Origin of the sequence: Devosia riboflavina (genome assembly GCF_000743575.1) — a bacterium.
Lineage (GTDB): Bacteria > Pseudomonadota > Alphaproteobacteria > Rhizobiales > Devosiaceae > Devosia > Devosia riboflavina.
Genome location: NZ_JQGC01000009.1, coordinates 98,133 through 114,157 on the forward strand (window position 1 = coordinate 98,133; position 16,025 = coordinate 114,157).

General features: G+C 61.3%; 15 protein-coding genes and 1 pseudogene. 4 read left to right on the top strand and 12 right to left on the bottom strand.

From position 1 onward, the window contains the following. Nucleotides 1–63: 63 nt before the first annotated feature. Nucleotides 64–255 carry a Flp family type IVb pilin gene (locus JP75_RS11300; protein WP_035082820.1) on the bottom strand — a complete coding sequence of 64 codons (192 nt, stop codon included), beginning with the start codon at nucleotides 253–255 and terminating at the stop codon, nucleotides 64–66. Between the two features lie 344 nt (nucleotides 256–599). Between JP75_RS11300 and JP75_RS11305 the strand changes: the two genes are divergently transcribed. The 4 genes from JP75_RS11305 (at nucleotide 600) to JP75_RS11320 (ending at nucleotide 2,960) form a co-directional block, all read left to right on the top strand. Then, complete coding sequence (locus JP75_RS11305; protein ID WP_035082823.1) at nucleotides 600–1,043, top strand: pilus assembly protein N-terminal domain-containing protein; 444 nt, start codon at nucleotides 600–602, stop codon at nucleotides 1,041–1,043. A 120-nt stretch (nucleotides 1,044–1,163) separates the two neighbouring features. Further along, entirely contained in the window at nucleotides 1,164–1,691 is a 528-nt protein-coding gene (locus JP75_RS11310) for a TadE/TadG family type IV pilus assembly protein (RefSeq protein WP_035082826.1), read from the top strand. Next, nucleotides 1,691–2,269 (top strand): TadE/TadG family type IV pilus assembly protein, encoded by a 579-nt coding sequence (locus tag JP75_RS11315; protein ID WP_035082829.1) that lies wholly within the window; start codon nucleotides 1,691–1,693, stop codon nucleotides 2,267–2,269. Before JP75_RS11310 ends, JP75_RS11315 begins: the two co-directional genes overlap by 1 nt. Before the next feature lie 70 nt (nucleotides 2,270–2,339). Next, nucleotides 2,340–2,960 (top strand): HAD family hydrolase, encoded by a 621-nt coding sequence (locus JP75_RS11320; protein ID WP_035082832.1) that lies wholly within the window; start codon nucleotides 2,340–2,342, stop codon nucleotides 2,958–2,960. Nucleotides 2,961–3,582: 622 nt separating this feature from the next. Here the strand turns inward: JP75_RS11320 and JP75_RS11330 are convergent. From JP75_RS11330 to JP75_RS11380, 11 genes and pseudogenes are all read right to left on the bottom strand, one after another. After that, nucleotides 3,583–3,978 carry a VOC family protein gene (locus JP75_RS11330; protein ID WP_035082839.1) on the bottom strand — a complete coding sequence of 132 codons (396 nt, stop codon included), beginning with the start codon at nucleotides 3,976–3,978 and terminating at the stop codon, nucleotides 3,583–3,585. 63 nt (nucleotides 3,979–4,041) lie between these two features. Further along, nucleotides 4,042–4,674 (bottom strand): uracil phosphoribosyltransferase, encoded by a 633-nt coding sequence (upp, locus tag JP75_RS11335; RefSeq protein ID WP_035083053.1) that lies wholly within the window; start codon nucleotides 4,672–4,674, stop codon nucleotides 4,042–4,044. 26 nt (nucleotides 4,675–4,700) lie between these two features. Beyond that, nucleotides 4,701–5,918 carry a phosphopentomutase gene (locus JP75_RS11340; protein ID WP_035082841.1) on the bottom strand — a complete coding sequence of 406 codons (1,218 nt, stop codon included), beginning with the start codon at nucleotides 5,916–5,918 and terminating at the stop codon, nucleotides 4,701–4,703. A gap of 4 nt (nucleotides 5,919–5,922) precedes the next feature. Further along, nucleotides 5,923–7,245: a thymidine phosphorylase gene (gene deoA / locus JP75_RS11345; RefSeq protein ID WP_035082843.1), complete on the bottom strand. Its 1,323-nt coding sequence runs from the start codon at nucleotides 7,243–7,245 to the stop codon at nucleotides 5,923–5,925. Nucleotides 7,246–7,395: 150 nt separating this feature from the next. After that, the gene (locus JP75_RS11350; RefSeq protein WP_035082844.1) at nucleotides 7,396–9,762 is read right to left on the bottom strand and encodes an aldehyde dehydrogenase family protein; all 2,367 of its coding nucleotides are present in this window, start codon (nucleotides 9,760–9,762) and stop codon (nucleotides 7,396–7,398) included. Between the two features lie 8 nt (nucleotides 9,763–9,770). Beyond that, nucleotides 9,771–10,763 carry a deoxyribose-phosphate aldolase gene (gene deoC / locus JP75_RS11355; protein ID WP_035082846.1) on the bottom strand — a complete coding sequence of 331 codons (993 nt, stop codon included), beginning with the start codon at nucleotides 10,761–10,763 and terminating at the stop codon, nucleotides 9,771–9,773. Beyond that, nucleotides 10,760–11,554: a purine-nucleoside phosphorylase gene (locus tag JP75_RS11360; protein ID WP_035082848.1), complete on the bottom strand. Its 795-nt coding sequence runs from the start codon at nucleotides 11,552–11,554 to the stop codon at nucleotides 10,760–10,762. Before JP75_RS11360 ends, deoC begins: the two co-directional genes overlap by 4 nt. A 196-nt stretch (nucleotides 11,555–11,750) precedes the next feature. Continuing rightward, nucleotides 11,751–12,155 carry a cytidine deaminase gene (locus tag JP75_RS11365; RefSeq protein WP_035083057.1) on the bottom strand — a complete coding sequence of 135 codons (405 nt, stop codon included), beginning with the start codon at nucleotides 12,153–12,155 and terminating at the stop codon, nucleotides 11,751–11,753. 127 nt (nucleotides 12,156–12,282) lie between these two features. After that, the gene (locus JP75_RS11370; protein WP_035082850.1) at nucleotides 12,283–13,257 is read right to left on the bottom strand and encodes an ABC transporter permease; all 975 of its coding nucleotides are present in this window, start codon (nucleotides 13,255–13,257) and stop codon (nucleotides 12,283–12,285) included. Beyond that, a complete protein-coding gene (locus JP75_RS11375; protein WP_035082852.1) occupies nucleotides 13,257–14,345 on the bottom strand; it encodes an ABC transporter permease in 1,089 nt (362 codons plus the stop codon). The genes JP75_RS11370 and JP75_RS11375 overlap by 1 nt, the downstream gene beginning before the upstream one ends. A 122-nt stretch (nucleotides 14,346–14,467) precedes the next feature. Next, nucleotides 14,468–16,018: pseudogene (locus tag JP75_RS11380) on the bottom strand (ABC transporter ATP-binding protein); the annotation flags it as partial. Between the last annotated feature and the right edge of the window lie 7 nt (nucleotides 16,019–16,025).

Sequence of the window (16,025 nt, forward strand, 5' to 3'; positions counted from 1 at the left end):
AGACCAAAACGAAGAAGGCCCCCTTTCGGAGGCCTTCCAAGACATTATGACGAACTGAAGGAATTACTCTTCAGCGCAAGCAGCGTTTTCTACGCCGGTCAAACAGTCATTGATGTTGCCAAACACTGTCTGAAGGTTGCCGCCAAGTGCGGCAACAGCGCCGATGATGACGACAGAGATAAGAGCGGCGATGAGGCCGTATTCGATTGCAGTGGCGCCGGATTCGTCCTGCGCGAAACGTGCGAAAATGTTCATGTCCCAGGCTCCTTTTTTACACGTCCTCGAGTGACGCCTCACGGCCAGTCACACAGCGAAGATGGGCTCAGCCTAGCCAGCAGTGATTGCAAATGAGTTAATCGAAGTATTTCCAAACAGCCGAATTCGTCCAAAAAAATCTATGCTTTTCAACGAATTAACGAGATCGATTGCATTCTAACAAATGCCGAACCCTATACCCTCGCATGCCGTTATTTCAAGTTTGCATTCAACAACTTGGAGGCATCTTCTTTTATTCTTAACCACGCCAAAACCCTCTCGTTTGCCAAGTGTTTACCATTCCGCGCGATCCTTGAGGTCGAGTTTTCATGTGGATGGGTCCAATGCGTCGCCTTTCATTCCTTGCGGGCCTTTGTCTCGCTCTTGCCGGCACTGCCTTGGCGGGAGCGCAGGACAACGCGCCAATCGACGTGAAAGTGAATATGGCGCGCGTGCTGCGCATCAGCTCTCCCGCCGCGACGGTTATCGTCGGCAATCCCGGCATCGCGGATGTCACGATACAGGATCCGCAGACGCTGATCCTGACGGGCAAGAGCTTTGGCCAGACCAATCTCATCGTGCTCGATAGCCTGGGCGAACCCATCGCCGATACGCTTATCGAAGTCGTACAGATGCAGGCCGGGGTCACGACGGTCTATCAGGGGCAGTTGCGCACCACCCTCGCCTGCGCTCCGGTCTGCCAGCCGACGGTCATGATCGGCGATGACAATAACTTTACCAGCCAGGCGCTGGCATCCTCGCAACTGGTTCAATCGGCGGCGAACTAGATCAAGGTTTCCTTAACCAGCGGCTGCATTTAAGCCAGCAAGCTAACGAAACCTTAGCGTTGAACCGTCAACGTCCCGTTCATGAGGAGTGCAACCAGCTCTCCCGGACAGGAACGAGGCATGTCACGCTGGCGGCTCAAATCCCTGGCGCGCGATACGCGCGGGGCGACGGTGATCGAGTTCGCCCTTCTGGCGCCGATTTTCTTCGCCATCCTGACGGCCATTCTCCAAACCTCCGTACAGTATTTTGCGGCGCAGGTTCTGGAAAGCGGCGTCTATGACGCCAGCCGCACCATTCGCGTCGGCCAGGCCCAGCGCGACGGCTGGACGGCGGCCGACTACAAGGAAAATGTCTGCAGCCGGCTCTATGGGCTCTTCGGCGATTGCGCTGATATGCACGTCAATGTGCGGACGATCAACGATTTCCAGTCGGCCGATTATTCCGTCCCGCTCGATCTCAATTGCGTGGAAGACTGCGATTGGACCGAGGATGAGGTCTGGACGCCAGGCGGCTCCTCGGGGGTCGTGCTGGTGCAGGTCTATTATCGCTACCCCGCCATTTTGCAGTTCCCTTATGCACCCAATAAGCTTCCGGACGGGCGTATCCTACTGAGCGCTGCCACCGTTTTCCGAAACGAGCCCTTCTGATGCGCGCGACCGGAAAAACCTTCCTGAACACGCTGCGCGCATTTGTCCGCCGGGAGACCGGCGTCGCGGCGGTAGAGTTTGCACTGGTCGTGCCGCTCATGCTCAGCGTCTATCTCGGCTGTACCGAGGCGGCCACGCTGCTGACCGCCGACCGCAAGGTGCAGTCGGTGGCAGGGGCCATTGGCGACCTCGTGGCGCGGTCCAACAAGACGCTCGCACAGGCGCAACTGGAAGACTATTTCCTCGCCGCTACCAGCATCATGACGCCCTATGATGCCTCGGGTCTGGTGCAGACGATCACCGCCGTATCAGTTGACGACGAAGGCGAAGCGACCATCCTATGGTCGGCGCGCTATGAGAATGGCACGCTCTCCAGGACTGTCGCCGGCCACGCCACGGGTGATCCCTATGAGTTGCCGGCCGAGATGACGGCCATTGCCACCGATCAGACCGTGATTGCCGCCGAGGTCGAGTATAGCTATCGCCCCCTGCTCGGCATCGTGTTCAAGGAAGCGCTCGACCTCAATCGCTCGGCCCTGTTCATGCCGCGCTTCGGCGGGGCCATTACCCTCAACTGATCTGCAGCGCTTGCCGCCCTTGCGCGGCCATGCCACAAGCAAAACTCCTTCCTCCGACCCCATCACGAGCATGAACGACACCATCATCCCCGTCTTCGACCTGGGCGGCGTTTTCGTCGACTGGAACCCGATGTATCTGTTCCGCAAGCTTTTTGAGAGCGAAGAGGACGCGCTCTGGTTTCACCAGAATATCTGCACCAGCGATTGGAATCTCGAATTCGACGCCGGCGAAATCTATGCCGAGGGCGTTGCCAAGCTGATCACGCGCTTCCCGAAATATTGGCGCGAAATCCAGGCCTTTGACCTCAGGTGGAAGGAAACCCTGGGCGACTTCATCCACGGTACGGTCGACATCCACAATGAGCTGATCGAGCAGGATATCCCGACCTTTGCCATCACTAACTTCTCCTGGGAAAAGTGGGTGAGCTGCCTCGGCGAATGGCCATTCCTCGAAAAGTTCGATGGCGTCATCGTTTCGGGCCTCGAAGGCCTCGTAAAACCCGATCCGCGCATCTATCGCGTGTTCTGCGAGCGCTACGGCTTTGCGCCCGATAGCTGCGTCTTCATCGATGACAGCGAGCCCAATATCGTCGCCGCCCGCAAATTCGGCATGCATGGCATTCACTTCAAGGAGCCGGCGCAGCTCCGGGCCGAGCTGATCGCCCTCGGCCTGCCACTCAAGGCAAAGTAAGTCTTCGTACCGAACCCAACTCGCCTATCCTTTCAATGGAAGGCGGGTTGGCGCATGTCTCCCGAAAGTGGGTACCGGTTTCGGGGTAAAGACATGCGTAACACCAAGGACCTAAAGCGCAAGGAGCGAATCCTTTGGATCGCGACGCGCTTTAGGACGGCGCGCAGGCCGAAACTTATCCATCTTATCCCCGCCCCCCTCGTCTCATGCCATTCTCTGGGCATTCCCGCCATGACACGCGGCGCCGACGAAGCGTCGGGCGGGGAGATGGGCCACTCGGGGTCGCCTGGGTGGGTGCGTGGACGCTGACCACCGGTCAAGCGGCAGTGAGCCCCCGTTGCATCGCAGGATGCTTCCGACGGCAATCTGGACCGTAAAACCTCAAAAGGGGACCGCTCGATGCGTGCGCAAAAAATCCCGATCGTGTGAAGCGGCTTTCGCCTCTTCCTTCTATCCAAATTTCGAGGCGAAAGCCGCTTCCACCGTGCGCCCCAAGGGCGTCGCGTCCGTGCGCCCAAAGGGCGTCGCGTCCGTGCGCCAGAAGGGCGTCGCGACCGTGCAACCGCGAGGCGATCAGGCCGGGGCGGCAATCGGCATTGGCACGGCGGGAAGGTTGGGAAAGCTACTGGAAGCGGCCGCCCTTCTGGATGACTTCGACCTTGTAGCCATCGGGATCGGTGACAAAGAAGAAGCGCGCGACCGGCACATTGCCGTTCTTGAAATCCACGAGCTTGCCGACGGTAAATCCCTCGGCATTGAGGCGGTCGTATTCGGCCTGCAGATTGTCGACGACCACCGCGAGATGGCCATAGCCATCGCCGAGATCATAGGGCTCGGTGCGGCCCTTGTTGATGGTCAGTTCAAGCTCGAAGCCATCCAGCTCCTGAGCCAGGTAGACCAGCGTAAACTCCGCGAATTCGAGACGATTGACGATCTCGAGCCCAAAGGCGCGGCGATAGAAATCGACGGAGCGATCTTCGTCGATGACGCGGATCATCGAGTGAGCAAGTCTGGCCATTTTCCTGGACCTCGTAATCTGGAATGGGCGAGCGAAGCCAAGACCTCGCGCGCGTAAAGACCGTTACTTCGTCCCGTACATGCGGTCGCCGGCGTCGCCGAGGCCGGGGATGATGTAGCCCTTCTCGTTGAGATGGCTGTCGATGGAGGCCGTGTAGACGGGCACATCCGGATGGGCCTTCGAAAAATTCTCGATGCCTTCGGGTGCGGCGAGGAGACAAAGAAAGCGGATATTGTTGGCGCCGCGCTCCTTGAGCTTTTCCATCGCCGCGGTCGCCGAATTGCCGGTGGCCAGCATGGGATCGACGACGATGATCAGGCGGTCTTCGAGATTGGACGGCGCCTTGAAATAGTATTCGACCGGCTCGAGAGTCTCGTGGTCGCGATAGATGCCGATATGGGCAACGCGCGCCGCTGGAACGAGATCGAGCATGCCATCGAGAAGACCATTGCCGGCGCGCAGGATGGAGGCGAAGACCAGCTTCTTGCCCTTGATCGCAGGCGAGTCCATCGCCGCCATTGGCGTCTCGATCGGGATCATTTCCAGTTCGAGATCGCGCGTGACTTCGTAGCACATGAGGTGGGCGATTTCGCGCAGGAGCCGCCGGAAGCCGGCGATGGACGTCTCCTTGTTGCGCATGATCGTCAGCTTGTGCTGGATCAGCGGGTGATCGATGACCGTGACATTGCCAACCATCTTGCTCATATCGATCACCTTGTTGATTACAGAAAAGACTTGCCGTGGCGGCCAGGCGCGAGGCCCAGCCAGGCGGCTATGCTTTCGCCAATATCTGCGAAGGTGGAGCGAATGCCAATCTCCCCCTTGGGCAGGGCTGGGGAAAAGACCAGGATCGGCACCTGTTCACGCGTGTGATCGGTGCCCGGCCAGGTCGGATCATTGCCGTGGTCGGCCGTCAGGACGAGCAGATCGTCGTGACGCATCTTTGCGATCAGTTCGGGCAGGCGGGAATCGAAGAGTTCGAGCGCAGCGGCATAGCCGGGCACGTCACGGCGATGGCCATATTCGCTATCGAAATCGACGAAATTGGTCATGATAAAAGCGCGGTCATCAGCCATTTCCATGGCGTCGAGCGTCTTGTCGAAGAGCTGCGGAATGCCGGTGCCCTTGAGCTTATGGGTGACGCCGGAGCCGGCATAAATGTCCGAGATTTTGCCGATCGCATAGACCTGATTGCCGGCCATTTCATTGCGATCAAGCAGGGTTGGTTCGGGCGGCGAAATAGCAAAATCGCGGCGATTACCGGTGCGCTTGAAGGTCTCTGCAGTTTCGCCGACAAAGGGCCGGGCGATGACACGCCCGATATTGAGTGGGGCGGTCAGTTCAAAGGCTTGTCTACAGATCTCGTAGAGGCGTTCGAGGCCAAAGTGGCTTTCATGCGCGGCGATCTGGAAGACGCTATCGATGGAGGTGTAGCAGATCGGCTTGCCGGTGCGGATGTGCTCCTCGCCCAGTTCAGCGATGATGGTGGTGCCTGAGGCGTGCTTGTCGCCCAAAATGCCGGGCAAATTGGCGCGGCGGATGAATTCCTCGATCAAATCGGGCGGAAAGGTCGGTTCGGTCTGCGGGAAATAGCCCCAGTCGAAGGGCACGGGCACACCAGCGATTTCCCAATGGCCCGAAGGCGTGTCCTTGCCCTTGGACACTTCGCGGCCAACGCCGAAGCGGCCGCCCTTCGGCGTGTCGGAGAGACCAGGCGGCAAGGTGCCAGTGGACAGTTTTATGGCGGCGCCGAGGCCCATGGCATCCATGTTCGGGACATGGAGCGGACCAGAGCGCAGGCCCGGGCGGTCGGCCTTTCCGGCAGCCGCCCATTCGGCGATATGGCCGGCGGTGTTGGAGCCGACATCGCCATAGGCGGCGGCGTCGGGTGCACCGCCGATACCGACGCTGTCGAGAAGGCAGACAATGGCGCGGGGCATGGCGCTACTCCGTGGGGGTAATGCGGTCGGCGATGAGCGGGAATTCGGGCGCGCTGTGGCCAAAGCGATAGGCGGCGCGCAGACGATTTTCGGCATCCACTGCCGACGCCTCGTCACGGGCATGGATGCGGGCGATGGGCGTTTTGGGATCGACGACGGCGCCAAGGCCAAGCAGGCGATCAAAACCGACGCGGTGATCGATCCTGTCGGTTGGCGTGGTACGGCCGCCACCAAGGGCGACGACAGCCATGCCGACACCGCGCGTGTCGATTTCGGCGACGGTGCCCTGCCCTTCGGCGAAGACATCACGGATAATCGGGGCCGGGGTGAGATAGCCGTCGATGCGCTCGGCGAAGTCGAAGGGACCACCGAGGACCATCACCATCTTGGAAAACTGTTCGAGCGCCTGACCGCTATCGAGGGCTTGCTCGACCTTGATGCGCGCTGCGCCAATAGATTCCGCCATCCCCGTCATCATCGCAATTTCGGCGCAGAGGGCGAGCGTGACCTCCTTGAGGCGGGGATCCTGGTGCGTGCCGGCGAGAAAATCGACGGCATTGCGGATTTCGAGGCCATTGCCCGCGGCGCTGGCGAGAGGCTCGTTCATGTCGGTGATCAGAGCGCCGGTTTTCAAGCCTGCACCATTGGCGACGCTCACGAGGCTCTTGGCGAGATCGCGCGAGGCTTCAAGGGTCGGCATAAAGGCGCCGGAGCCTGTCTTCACGTCGAGGATCAGCGCGCCGAGGCCAGCCGCCAATTTCTTCGACAGGATCGAGGCCGTGATCAGCGAAATGGATTCGACGGTGCCGGTGACGTCACGGATGGCGTAGAGCGTCTTGTCGGCAGGTGCCAGGTCAGCGGTCTGTCCGATAACGGCGCAACCGGCTTGCTTCACTGCAGTGCGGAACAGGGCGTTGTCGGGCTGGGTCTGATAGCCGGGGATGGAATCGAACTTGTCGAGCGTTCCACCCGTGTGGCCGAGGCCGCGGCCGGAAATCATCGGCACATAGATACCGACGGCAGCCAGGATCGGCGCGAGCATGAGCGAAACATTGTCCCCGACACCGCCGGTCGAATGCTTGTCGGCCACCGGACCGTCAAGGTCGGACCAATCGAGCACCGTGCCAGAATCCCGCATGGCGAGGGTGAGCGCCACGCGCTCGTCCATGCTCATATCCCTAAAATAGACCGCCATGGCGAAGGCGGCGGCCTGGGCGTGGGACACGGTGCCTTCGGCAAAGCCGGCGATGAAACGGGCGATATCGTCCTTGGGAAGCTTTTCGCCATTGCGCTTTTTTAGGATTACTTCCTGGGGGAGGAAGACCATTTTCGGGCCCTTTGCGATTTGCGCGCTTGTTGCTCCACCCCTCCCCACCGCCTAACGCGGGAGAGGTGTTGCCTCGAGTTTCAGCTCGATTTGTCTACGGGGCTTCGGCCGACACGCTCGTTCCCGAGATATGCCGGCCGATGGAACGGATCAGGCCCCGTAGGGAATCCAGACGTTCTTCACTTGCGTTGCCTTGCTGAGGAAATAGTCCCCGGCAAAGCGTGGATCGGCGAGATCATAATAGAGGCCACGGCTCGTCCAGGTCTGCTTGAGATTGCCCACCGAGGCCTTTTCGACCATGGCGGAAGCTTCGGCAGGACCAGCAAACCAGAGCCCATCGACGCCGTCATGCTCTGCCAAGGTCTTGGCGAGGCCGACACTTTCACCGGTGACGATGTTGACGACGCCCGAGGGCATGTCGGAGGTTTCGAGCACTTGGTAGAAATCGGTCATCGAGAGCGGCGAACGGTCGGACGGGACCAGCACCACGGCATTGCCCATGGCGAGGGCCGGGGCGATCAGGGCAATAGAGCCAAGCAGCGGGCGCGAGGGCGGCGCGACAATGCCGATGACACCGAGTGGTTCGACCATAGCGGCCGCGACGGCGCGCATGGGCGGATTGTGGACGGCGCCATCATACTTGTCGGCCCAGCCCGCAAAGGCGAAGAGGCGTTCGACGGACTGGGCGACTTCCCTGGAACCGTCTTCGCCGGTCTGCGCCTTGATGCGGGCAGCGAATTCGTCGCGGCGGTAGTCGAGATTTTCGGCAAGGAAATAAAGCACTTGCGCGCGGGAGTGGGCCGCGGTCGTGCCCCAGCCTAGAGCGGCACGGGCGGCTTCGACGGCGTTGCGGATGTCCTTGCGATTGCCGTCGCCGACCTCGCCGACGAGGTCATCCTTGGGCCCATGGACGGGACGGTTGTAGCCGCTATCGGGGCGGGCCTGCTTGCCGCCGATATACATCTTTGCCGTCTGGTCGAGGTGACCAGCATCGAGCGGATTCGTGGCTTTGGCGGAGACGGACTTGGCAGCAGGAGCGGGCTTAAGATCCTTTTCCCACTTGGGTTTGAGGTAAGCCCCCATGCCTTCGCGGCCACCTTCGCGGCCATAGCCGGATTCCTTATAGCCGCCGAAGCCGACGGCAGCGTCGAACTGGTTGGTGCCGTTGATCCAGATGACGCCGGCTTTGAGCTTGGGAGCGATATCGAGAGCGAGATTGATGTTCTCGCTCCAGAGCGTGGCGGCGAGGCCGTAGCGGGTGTTGTTGGCGAGAGCCACGGCTTCTTCGGGCGTACGGAAGCTCATGGCGACCAGCACGGGGCCAAAAATCTCTTCGGCTACAAGGGTGTTAGCCGGGGATACATTGGTGACGAGGGCGGGTTTCAGGAAGCAACCGTTGGACGGTACGGCGCCATCGGGCTCATAGACGACGGCGCCTTCGGCAACGCCCTTTTTCATCAGGTCGCGGATGCGTTCGACCTGAACCGGGGCGACCAGCGCGCCGATATCGACTGATTTATCAAGGGGATCGCCGACGCGCAGATTGGCCATGCGCTTCTTCACCTTGGCGATGAAGCGCTCTTCGATGGACTCTTGGACCAGAAGGCGCGAACCGGCGCAGCAGACCTGGCCCTGGTTGAACCAGATGGCTTCCACCAAGCCTTCCACGGCGCTGTCGAGGTCGGCGTCTTCGAAGACGATGTAGGGCGACTTGCCACCCAGTTCGAGTGAGAGGCCCTTGCCCGATCCAGCCGTCGCGGCGCGAATGATCTTGCCGACCTCGGTCGAGCCGGTGAAAGCGATTTTGTCAACGTCAGAATGGTTTACCAGCGCTGCGCCGGTGTCGCCTTCGCCCGTAACGATGTTGACGACGCCCTTGGGAAGGCCGACGCGTTCGCAGATTTCGGCGAACAAGAGCGCGGTGAGCGAGGTGAATTCGGCGGGTTTGAGGACCACCGTATTGCCGGCGGCGAGGGCCGGGGCGATCTTCCACGCCAGCATCAGGAGCGGGAAATTCCAGGGGATGATCTGGCCGCAGACGCCGTAGGGGACGTGGTCGGGGAACTCGCGTTCGAGGTGCGTGGCCCAGCCGGCGTGATGGTAAAAATGCCGTGCTACCAAGGGGATATCGACATCGCGGCTTTCGCGGATGGGTTTGCCATTGTCCATGGTTTCGAGCACGGCGAAAAGACGGCTGTGCTTCTGGATCATGCGGGCGATAGAGTACAGAAATTTCCCACGCTCATAACCACTTAGCCCGCTCCAGAGTGGGAAGGCGGTGCGGGCGGCTTTGACGGCCAAATCGACATCGGCAGAGGTGCCGTCGGTGATTTCGGCGAGTTTTTCGCCATTGGCCGGATTGGTAGAGGGGAAGGTTTTCCCCGGGGCAGTCCAAGCGCCGTTGATGAAGTGACCAAAAACACGGTTTTTGCTGTCGAGCCAGGCGTTTGCCTGATCCGGGGTTTCGGGTGCGGGGCCGTATTCGAGGGTTTCGAAGATTTGCGCGATCTTGTTCATTTGGGGCCTCACACCATCGGCTGACGGTAATCTGCAGCGTAGTGGCCGGTTAACCCGTGCTCTAGCTGACGCTCGATATCGGTTAGCAGACTGCTAGCACCGAAGCGGAACAAATGGGGAGTTAGGTAACGGGTGCCTAACTCCTCCTTCATCAGCGCCATATATTTCAGCGCGTCGCCCGCCGTGGCGATGCCGCCGGCTGGTTTGTAGCCGATTTCGATGCCGGTCTCTTCGCCGAACCAGCGGATCATGCGGATCATGGTCAGCGAGGTGACGAGATTGGCGTTGACCTTTTCCTTGCCGGTGGAGGTCTTGATGAAATCGGCGCCGGCCAGCATGCAGACGAGCGAGGCCTTGGCGATGTTGGTCTGGGTGGCGAGTTCGCCGGTGCCCAAGATGGTCTTGATGTGCGCGTCGCCGCAGGCCTTGCGGAAAGCGCGGACCTGATCGTAGAGCGCCTGCCAGTCACCGCGCAGGACCATGCCGCGCTCGATGACGATGTCTATTTCCTGGGCGCCGTCTTTCACCGAGGCTTCGATTTCGGCGATCTTGGTTTCGACGGGGGCGAGGCCGTGCGGGAAAGCGGTCGAGACGGCGGCGACGGGGATGCCCGTGCCCTCGAGGGCATCGACGGCGGTCTTGACGAAGGTGTGGTAGACGCAGACGGCGCCGGGGAGGATGCGAAGGTCCTGCACGCCCAGCTTTTCGACGATGTCGCTGCGCAGCGGATTGCGGGCCTTGGCGCAGAGGCGTTCGACGCGGCCGGCGGTGTCGTCGGCATTGAGGGTCGTGAGGTCGATCAGCGTGATCGCCTTGAGGAGCCAGGCGAGCTGGTAGTCCTTTTTCACCGTGCGGCGCGCGCCGATGGAGCCGGCGCGGCGCTCAAGGGCCGAGCGGTTCATGCGGACGCGTTCGACCCAATCGAGATCGAGGGGGTAGCCGGGATTGCGCTTGTGGGCCGGGGCGTGGCTCACGGTGCTGTCGACGACTTTGAGACTCATAGCTCCTCCACCAGGACGGGGATCAGCTTTTGCAGCTTTGCCGCCCCTTGCACCGCCATGGTTTTGGTATGTTCATGGCTGATGTTTTCGCTCGAAAGACCTGCGCCCATATTGGTGATGGACGAGCAGGCCCAGACTTTTAATCCAAGGAACCGCCCCACGATCACTTCCGGGACGGTCGACATACCGACGGCGTTGGCACCGAGGCGAATGGCCATCTGGATTTCGGCCGGCGTTTCGAAACTCGGGCCAGAATACCAGAAATATACGCCTTCACCGAGGGAAATGCCCAGGCGCTCCGCTGCGGCTTTTGCCTTGGCGCGGTAGTCGGGGTTGTAGCAGTCGACCATGTTGACAAAACGACGGTCGGTCGGCTCGCCGATCAGGGGATTGAGGCCATTGTAATTGATGTGGTCCGAGATCAGCATCAGGTCGCCGGGGGCGAAGCGCTGATCGAGAGAGCCGGCCGAATTGGTCAGCAGCAGGGTTTCCGCGCCGAGCTCGGCCATGGTTTCAAGCGCGGGGCGCATGGCGGCTGGGTTGCCATGCTCATAATAGTGCTCGCGGCCGGTGAGGATGGCGATGCGCTTGCCGCCCATGATGCCGAGGACGAGATCGCGGCCATGGCCGGAAACGCCAGCGCCCGGAAAGTCCTTGAGCTCGGAATACGGAATGGTGACCTTGTCTTCGAGCGTATCGGCGATGGCGGAAAGGCCAGAGCCGAGAACCAGCGCTGCGGCGATGGGGTCTTTGCCGGCGATCTTCTGGATGGTTTTGGCGGCTTTGGTCATGGGGCGGATTCCCATTCACGAGAGCTTGGGCCTGGGTGGGGCTGAAGACCCCTCACCCTAGCCCTCTCCCCAGAGGGGCGAGGGGACGATGGGCGGGCGGGCGGTGCTTTTACGGGTACATCGCTATCGGCTCCTGCGTCCCCTCGCCCCTCCGGGGAGAGGGTCAGGGTGAGGGGTTCGATGCCTCGGAAATCTCTCATTTGCCCAAAAACTCCGGCCCAAAGCTGTGCGGCAGCAATTGCCCAAGGGTTTGCACCAACGGTTCGCCATCGACGCCGTGGGAGATGACTTCCACGTCGAGGTCGGCGAATTCGCGGATGCGCTGGCGGCAGCCACCGCAGGGGGTGACGGGTGCGAGACCGGGGCCGGTGACGTAGATGCGCTTGATGCGATGGGCACCGCCCGCGATCATGGCCGCGATGGCCGAGGTCTCGGCGCAATTGCCCTGCGGATAGGCGGCGTTCTCGATATTGCAGCCGGCGTAGATTTTTCCGTCGTCGGCGAGGATGGCGGCGCCGACGTGGAATTTGGAATAGGGCGCATAGGCCTTTGCGCGAATGGCTTCGGCGGCCGCAAACAGGGCCTCGTCAGAATCGGTCATGCTCATTTTACTCAGTAGACCTCATGGTGAGCCTGTCGAACCACGAGGGCGTGGCAGGCTAGCTCCACTCGCTCGACCTCGTCCTTCGACAGGCTCAGGATGAGGTCTTCAAAACGTCGAGCACGCCCTAGCGCTCCTTCGTGTAAGGAATGCCCGAAGCTTTTGGCGCCACGGCGCGGCCGATGAAGCCGGCGAGGAGGATCACCGTCAGGATGTAGGGCAGAGCCTGGATGGCCTGAACCGGGACTTCGCCGATGATGGGGAAGACCTGGCCCTGGATACGGAACTGCACCGCATCGAGGAAGCCGAACATCAGACAGACCAGCAAAGCCGGACCCGGACGCCACTTGGCAAAGATCAGCGCCGCAAGCGCGATATAGCCACGGCCGGCGGACATGTTGTTGTTGAAGCCGGCGGACTGGGCGATCGAGAGATAGGCGCCGCCGATACCAACCAAAACGGCGGTGATGATCAGGGCCTGATAGCGGAGGCGCGTCACCGAGATGCCGGCCGTGTCGATGGCCTTGGGGTTTTCGCCCACGGCGCGGAGGCGGAGGCCAAAGCGGGTGCGGAAGAGGACCCAAGCGGTGACCGGCACGGCGATGAAGGCAAAATAGGTGATGATGTTGTGGCCCGAGATCAGCTCAAAATAGATTTGGCCGAGGATCGGGACCTCGCGCAACTGCTCGGCAAAGGGCAGCGTGATCGGGTTGAAACGCTGATCGCCCGAGAGCTGGGGCGTATAGCCGCCGCGCTTGAACCAGGACTGGCCAAGGAAGGTGGTGAGGCCCGCAGCGAGGAAGTTGAGCGCCACGCCGGAAATGGTCTGATTGCCCTTGAAATTGATCGAGGCGAGGCCGTGGATGCCCGAGAACATCAGGGCTGCGCCAATGCCGGCGAGAAGGCCGAGCCAGGCCGAGCCGGTGACGGCGGACATGGAGGCGGCGGCGAATGCGCCGGCGAGGAGCTTGCCCTCGAGACCGATGTCGACGATGCCGGCACGCTCGGAATAGAGACCGGCGAGACAGGCAAGGATCAGCGGGACCGCGAGGCGGACCGTCGAGTCGAGGATCAGGGTGATATCGACGAGATAGCTTTCCATCACTTGGCTCCCGTCGGGCTACTGGATCGAGCCAGCAATCGTGCCAGCGGCGCACGCAACATGTCGCCCATGGCGCCGGTGAAGAGAATGACGAGGGCCTGAATCGTGACGATCATTTCGCGGGTGATGCCCGGCATCTGGAAGGCGAGTTCCTGGCCGCCCTGGTACAGGATACCGAAGAGAAGGGCGGAAAGGCCGACGCCGACGGGGTGACCGCGGCCCATGAAGGCGACGGCAATGCCGACGAAGCCGGCGCCATTGACGAAGTTGAGGATGAGGCGGCCCTGGACGCCGCCGACATTGTTGACCGCGACCATGGCGGCGAGAACGCCGGACATGGCCATGACGATCATGATCATCTTCTGGTTGGAAATGCCGGCATAGTTGGCGGCAACCGGGTTTTGGCCCAGGGCGCGGACGGCATAGCCGAACTTGGTGCGCCAGATCAGCCAATAGATGAAGAACAGCGCGATGATGGCGAGGAAGAAGGTCAGGTTAACCGGCGAATTCTTGAAGAGCTCGATGAACGTCCTGAGCTGCGGCACGCGGGTGATGGCTTCGAGCGGGGCGCTTTCGTCGGAATTGACACCAACCGGCTTCAAGACGCGCGAGATGAGGAAGCCCATCATCGAGGTGGCGATGAAGTTGAAGAGAATGGTGGTGATGACGACGTGGCTGCCGCGCTTGGCCTGCAAATAGCCGGGCACGAAGGCCCAGAGCGCGCCGAAGGCGCCGCCGCAGATGATCATCAACGGGAAGACAATGGCCCAGTGGGCGCCATTGAGCGCGAGGCCCAGAAGGATGACGCCGAGGCCGCCAACATAGGCCTGACCCTCGGGACCAATATTGAAGAGGCCGGCGTGATAGGCCAGCGACACGGCGAGACCGGCAAAGATGAAGTCGGTCGTGTAGTAGAGCGTGTAGCCAAAACCCGAACCATAGCCGAAGGCGCCATAGAGCATGATGCCCACGGCCTGCAGCGGATTCTGGCCGACAGCGAGAACGATGAGACCGCCGACGAGGAAGGCCAGAACGACATTGAGGAGCGGCAGAAGGACGACGTCGGCCCAGCGTGGCAAAGGGGTCATTGGTTGGGATCCTTGCCGGAATTATCTTGCGGGCTCATCTGCGTGAGGGTCTGCTGCACGGGCGTTTCATGCGGGGCGAGCGTGCCGGGTTCGGAAACGGTGCCGACATCGCCGGCATGCGAGCCGGTCATGAGGAGGCCAAGTTCGGTTTCATCGGCCGTCGCCGGATCGGCCTCGCCGACGATCTTGCCGTCAAAAATCACCAGGATACGGTCGGCAAGCGAGCGGATTTCGTCCAGTTCCACTGAGACGAGCAGGATGGCCTTGCCGGCATCGCGCATCTTGATGATCTGATTGTGGATGAATTCGATAGCGCCGATATCGACGCCGCGCGTCGGCTGGCCGACGATGAGCACATCGGGATTGCGCTCCATCTCGCGCGCCAGGACGATCTTCTGCTGATTGCCGCCGGAGAAATTGGCGGTTTTGAGATCAAGGTTCGGCGGGCGGATGTCGAATTTCTTGATGTATTCCTCGGCCGTGGCGCGGGCCTTGGCGATATCGAGGCCGGCACCCGAGCCATAGCTGTGCTGGTAGCCGAGGATGGAGTTTTCCCACTCCGAAAAGGTGGTCACAAGGCCCATGCGGAGACGGTCTTCTGGGACGTGGGCGAGGCCGGCGGCACGGGCGCGGGCGGCGCCATCGTCGCCTTCAAGGCTCAGCACTTCGCCATTGAGGCGGATGGTGCCCAAAAGCTGGTCGCGCATGCCGGCGATGGATTCGAGGAGTTCGGACTGGCCATTGCCGGCGACGCCGGCAATGCCGACGATTTCGCCGGCGCGAACCTGGAAGGAAACGCCCTTGACGCGCGGCACCTTGAAATCGTCGGTGACGACGAGATCCTCAACATCGAGCAGCACCTTGCCGGGGCTGGCGGGGCCCTTTTCGACGCGGAGGAGCACGCGGCGGCCGACCATCAGCTCGGCCAATTCGCCGGGCGAGGTTTCCTTGGTGTTGAGCGTCTTGACCATGGCACCCTGGCGCATGACCGAGACTTCGTCGGTGATGGCCATGATTTCACGCAGCTTATGCGTGATGAGGATGATGGTTTTGCCTTCCTCGCGCAATTTGCCGAGGATGCGGAAGAGGTGATCGGCCTCGTCGGGCGTCAGAACGCCGGTGGGCTCGTCGAGAATGAGGGTTTCGGCACCGCGATAGAGGGCCTTCAAAATTTCGACGCGCTGCTGCTGGCCGACCGAGAGGTTCTCGATGATCGCATCGGGATCGACTTCGAGGCCGTAGTCGCGGGCCAGCGCCTTGAGCTGAGTGCGCGCCTTGTTCAGCGTCGGAGCGAGAAAGGCGGAATCCTCGGCGCCGAGGACGACGTTTTCGAGGACGGAGAAATTGTCGACCAGCATGAAGTGCTGGTGGACCATGCCGATGCCGAGAGCGAGGGCATGGCGGGAATCGGTGATATGGGCGGGCGTGCCGTTGACGCGGATTTCGCCGCTGTCGGCGGTGTAGAAGCCGTAGAGGATCGACATCAGGGTCGATTTGCCGGCGCCGTTTTCACCGACAATGCCGTGCACCGTGCCGCGCCTGATAGCGAGGTGGATGTCACGATTGGCGTGGACCGGGCCGAAATGCTTGTTGATGCCGACAAGCTCGATAGCGAGCGGGGCAGCAGCGGTCCCTTCGGACCGCTGCGCGTTTGTCGGGTGAAGACTTGTCATTGGAAGT

Excerpts from the sequence above, each read along its gene's own strand:
- upp (WP_035083053.1), bottom strand. The coding sequence starts at position 4,674 with ATGGTTGGCAATGTCACGGTCATCGATCACCCGCTGATCCAGCACAAG.
- JP75_RS11340 (WP_035082841.1), bottom strand. The coding sequence starts at position 5,918 with ATGCCCCGCGCCATTGTCTGCCTTCTCGACAGCGTCGGTATCGGCGGT.
- JP75_RS11365 (WP_035083057.1), bottom strand. The coding sequence starts at position 12,155 with ATGACCGATTCTGACGAGGCCCTGTTTGCGGCCGCCGAAGCCATTCGC.
- JP75_RS11315 (WP_035082829.1), top strand. The coding sequence starts at position 1,691 with ATGCGCGCGACCGGAAAAACCTTCCTGAACACGCTGCGCGCATTTGTC.
- JP75_RS11305 (WP_035082823.1), top strand. The coding sequence starts at position 600 with ATGCGTCGCCTTTCATTCCTTGCGGGCCTTTGTCTCGCTCTTGCCGGC.
- JP75_RS11370 (WP_035082850.1), bottom strand. The coding sequence starts at position 13,257 with ATGGAAAGCTATCTCGTCGATATCACCCTGATCCTCGACTCGACGGTC.
- JP75_RS11310 (WP_035082826.1), top strand. The coding sequence starts at position 1,164 with ATGTCACGCTGGCGGCTCAAATCCCTGGCGCGCGATACGCGCGGGGCG.
- JP75_RS11320 (WP_035082832.1), top strand. The coding sequence starts at position 2,340 with ATGAACGACACCATCATCCCCGTCTTCGACCTGGGCGGCGTTTTCGTC.
- deoA (WP_035082843.1), bottom strand. The coding sequence starts at position 7,245 with ATGGTCTTCCTCCCCCAGGAAGTAATCCTAAAAAAGCGCAATGGCGAA.
- JP75_RS11360 (WP_035082848.1), bottom strand. The coding sequence starts at position 11,554 with ATGACCAAAGCCGCCAAAACCATCCAGAAGATCGCCGGCAAAGACCCC.
- JP75_RS11375 (WP_035082852.1), bottom strand. The coding sequence starts at position 14,345 with ATGACCCCTTTGCCACGCTGGGCCGACGTCGTCCTTCTGCCGCTCCTC.
- deoC (WP_035082846.1), bottom strand. The coding sequence starts at position 10,763 with ATGAGTCTCAAAGTCGTCGACAGCACCGTGAGCCACGCCCCGGCCCAC.
- JP75_RS11330 (WP_035082839.1), bottom strand. The coding sequence starts at position 3,978 with ATGGCCAGACTTGCTCACTCGATGATCCGCGTCATCGACGAAGATCGC.
- JP75_RS11300 (WP_035082820.1), bottom strand. The coding sequence starts at position 255 with ATGAACATTTTCGCACGTTTCGCGCAGGACGAATCCGGCGCCACTGCA.
- JP75_RS11350 (WP_035082844.1), bottom strand. The coding sequence starts at position 9,762 with ATGAACAAGATCGCGCAAATCTTCGAAACCCTCGAATACGGCCCCGCA.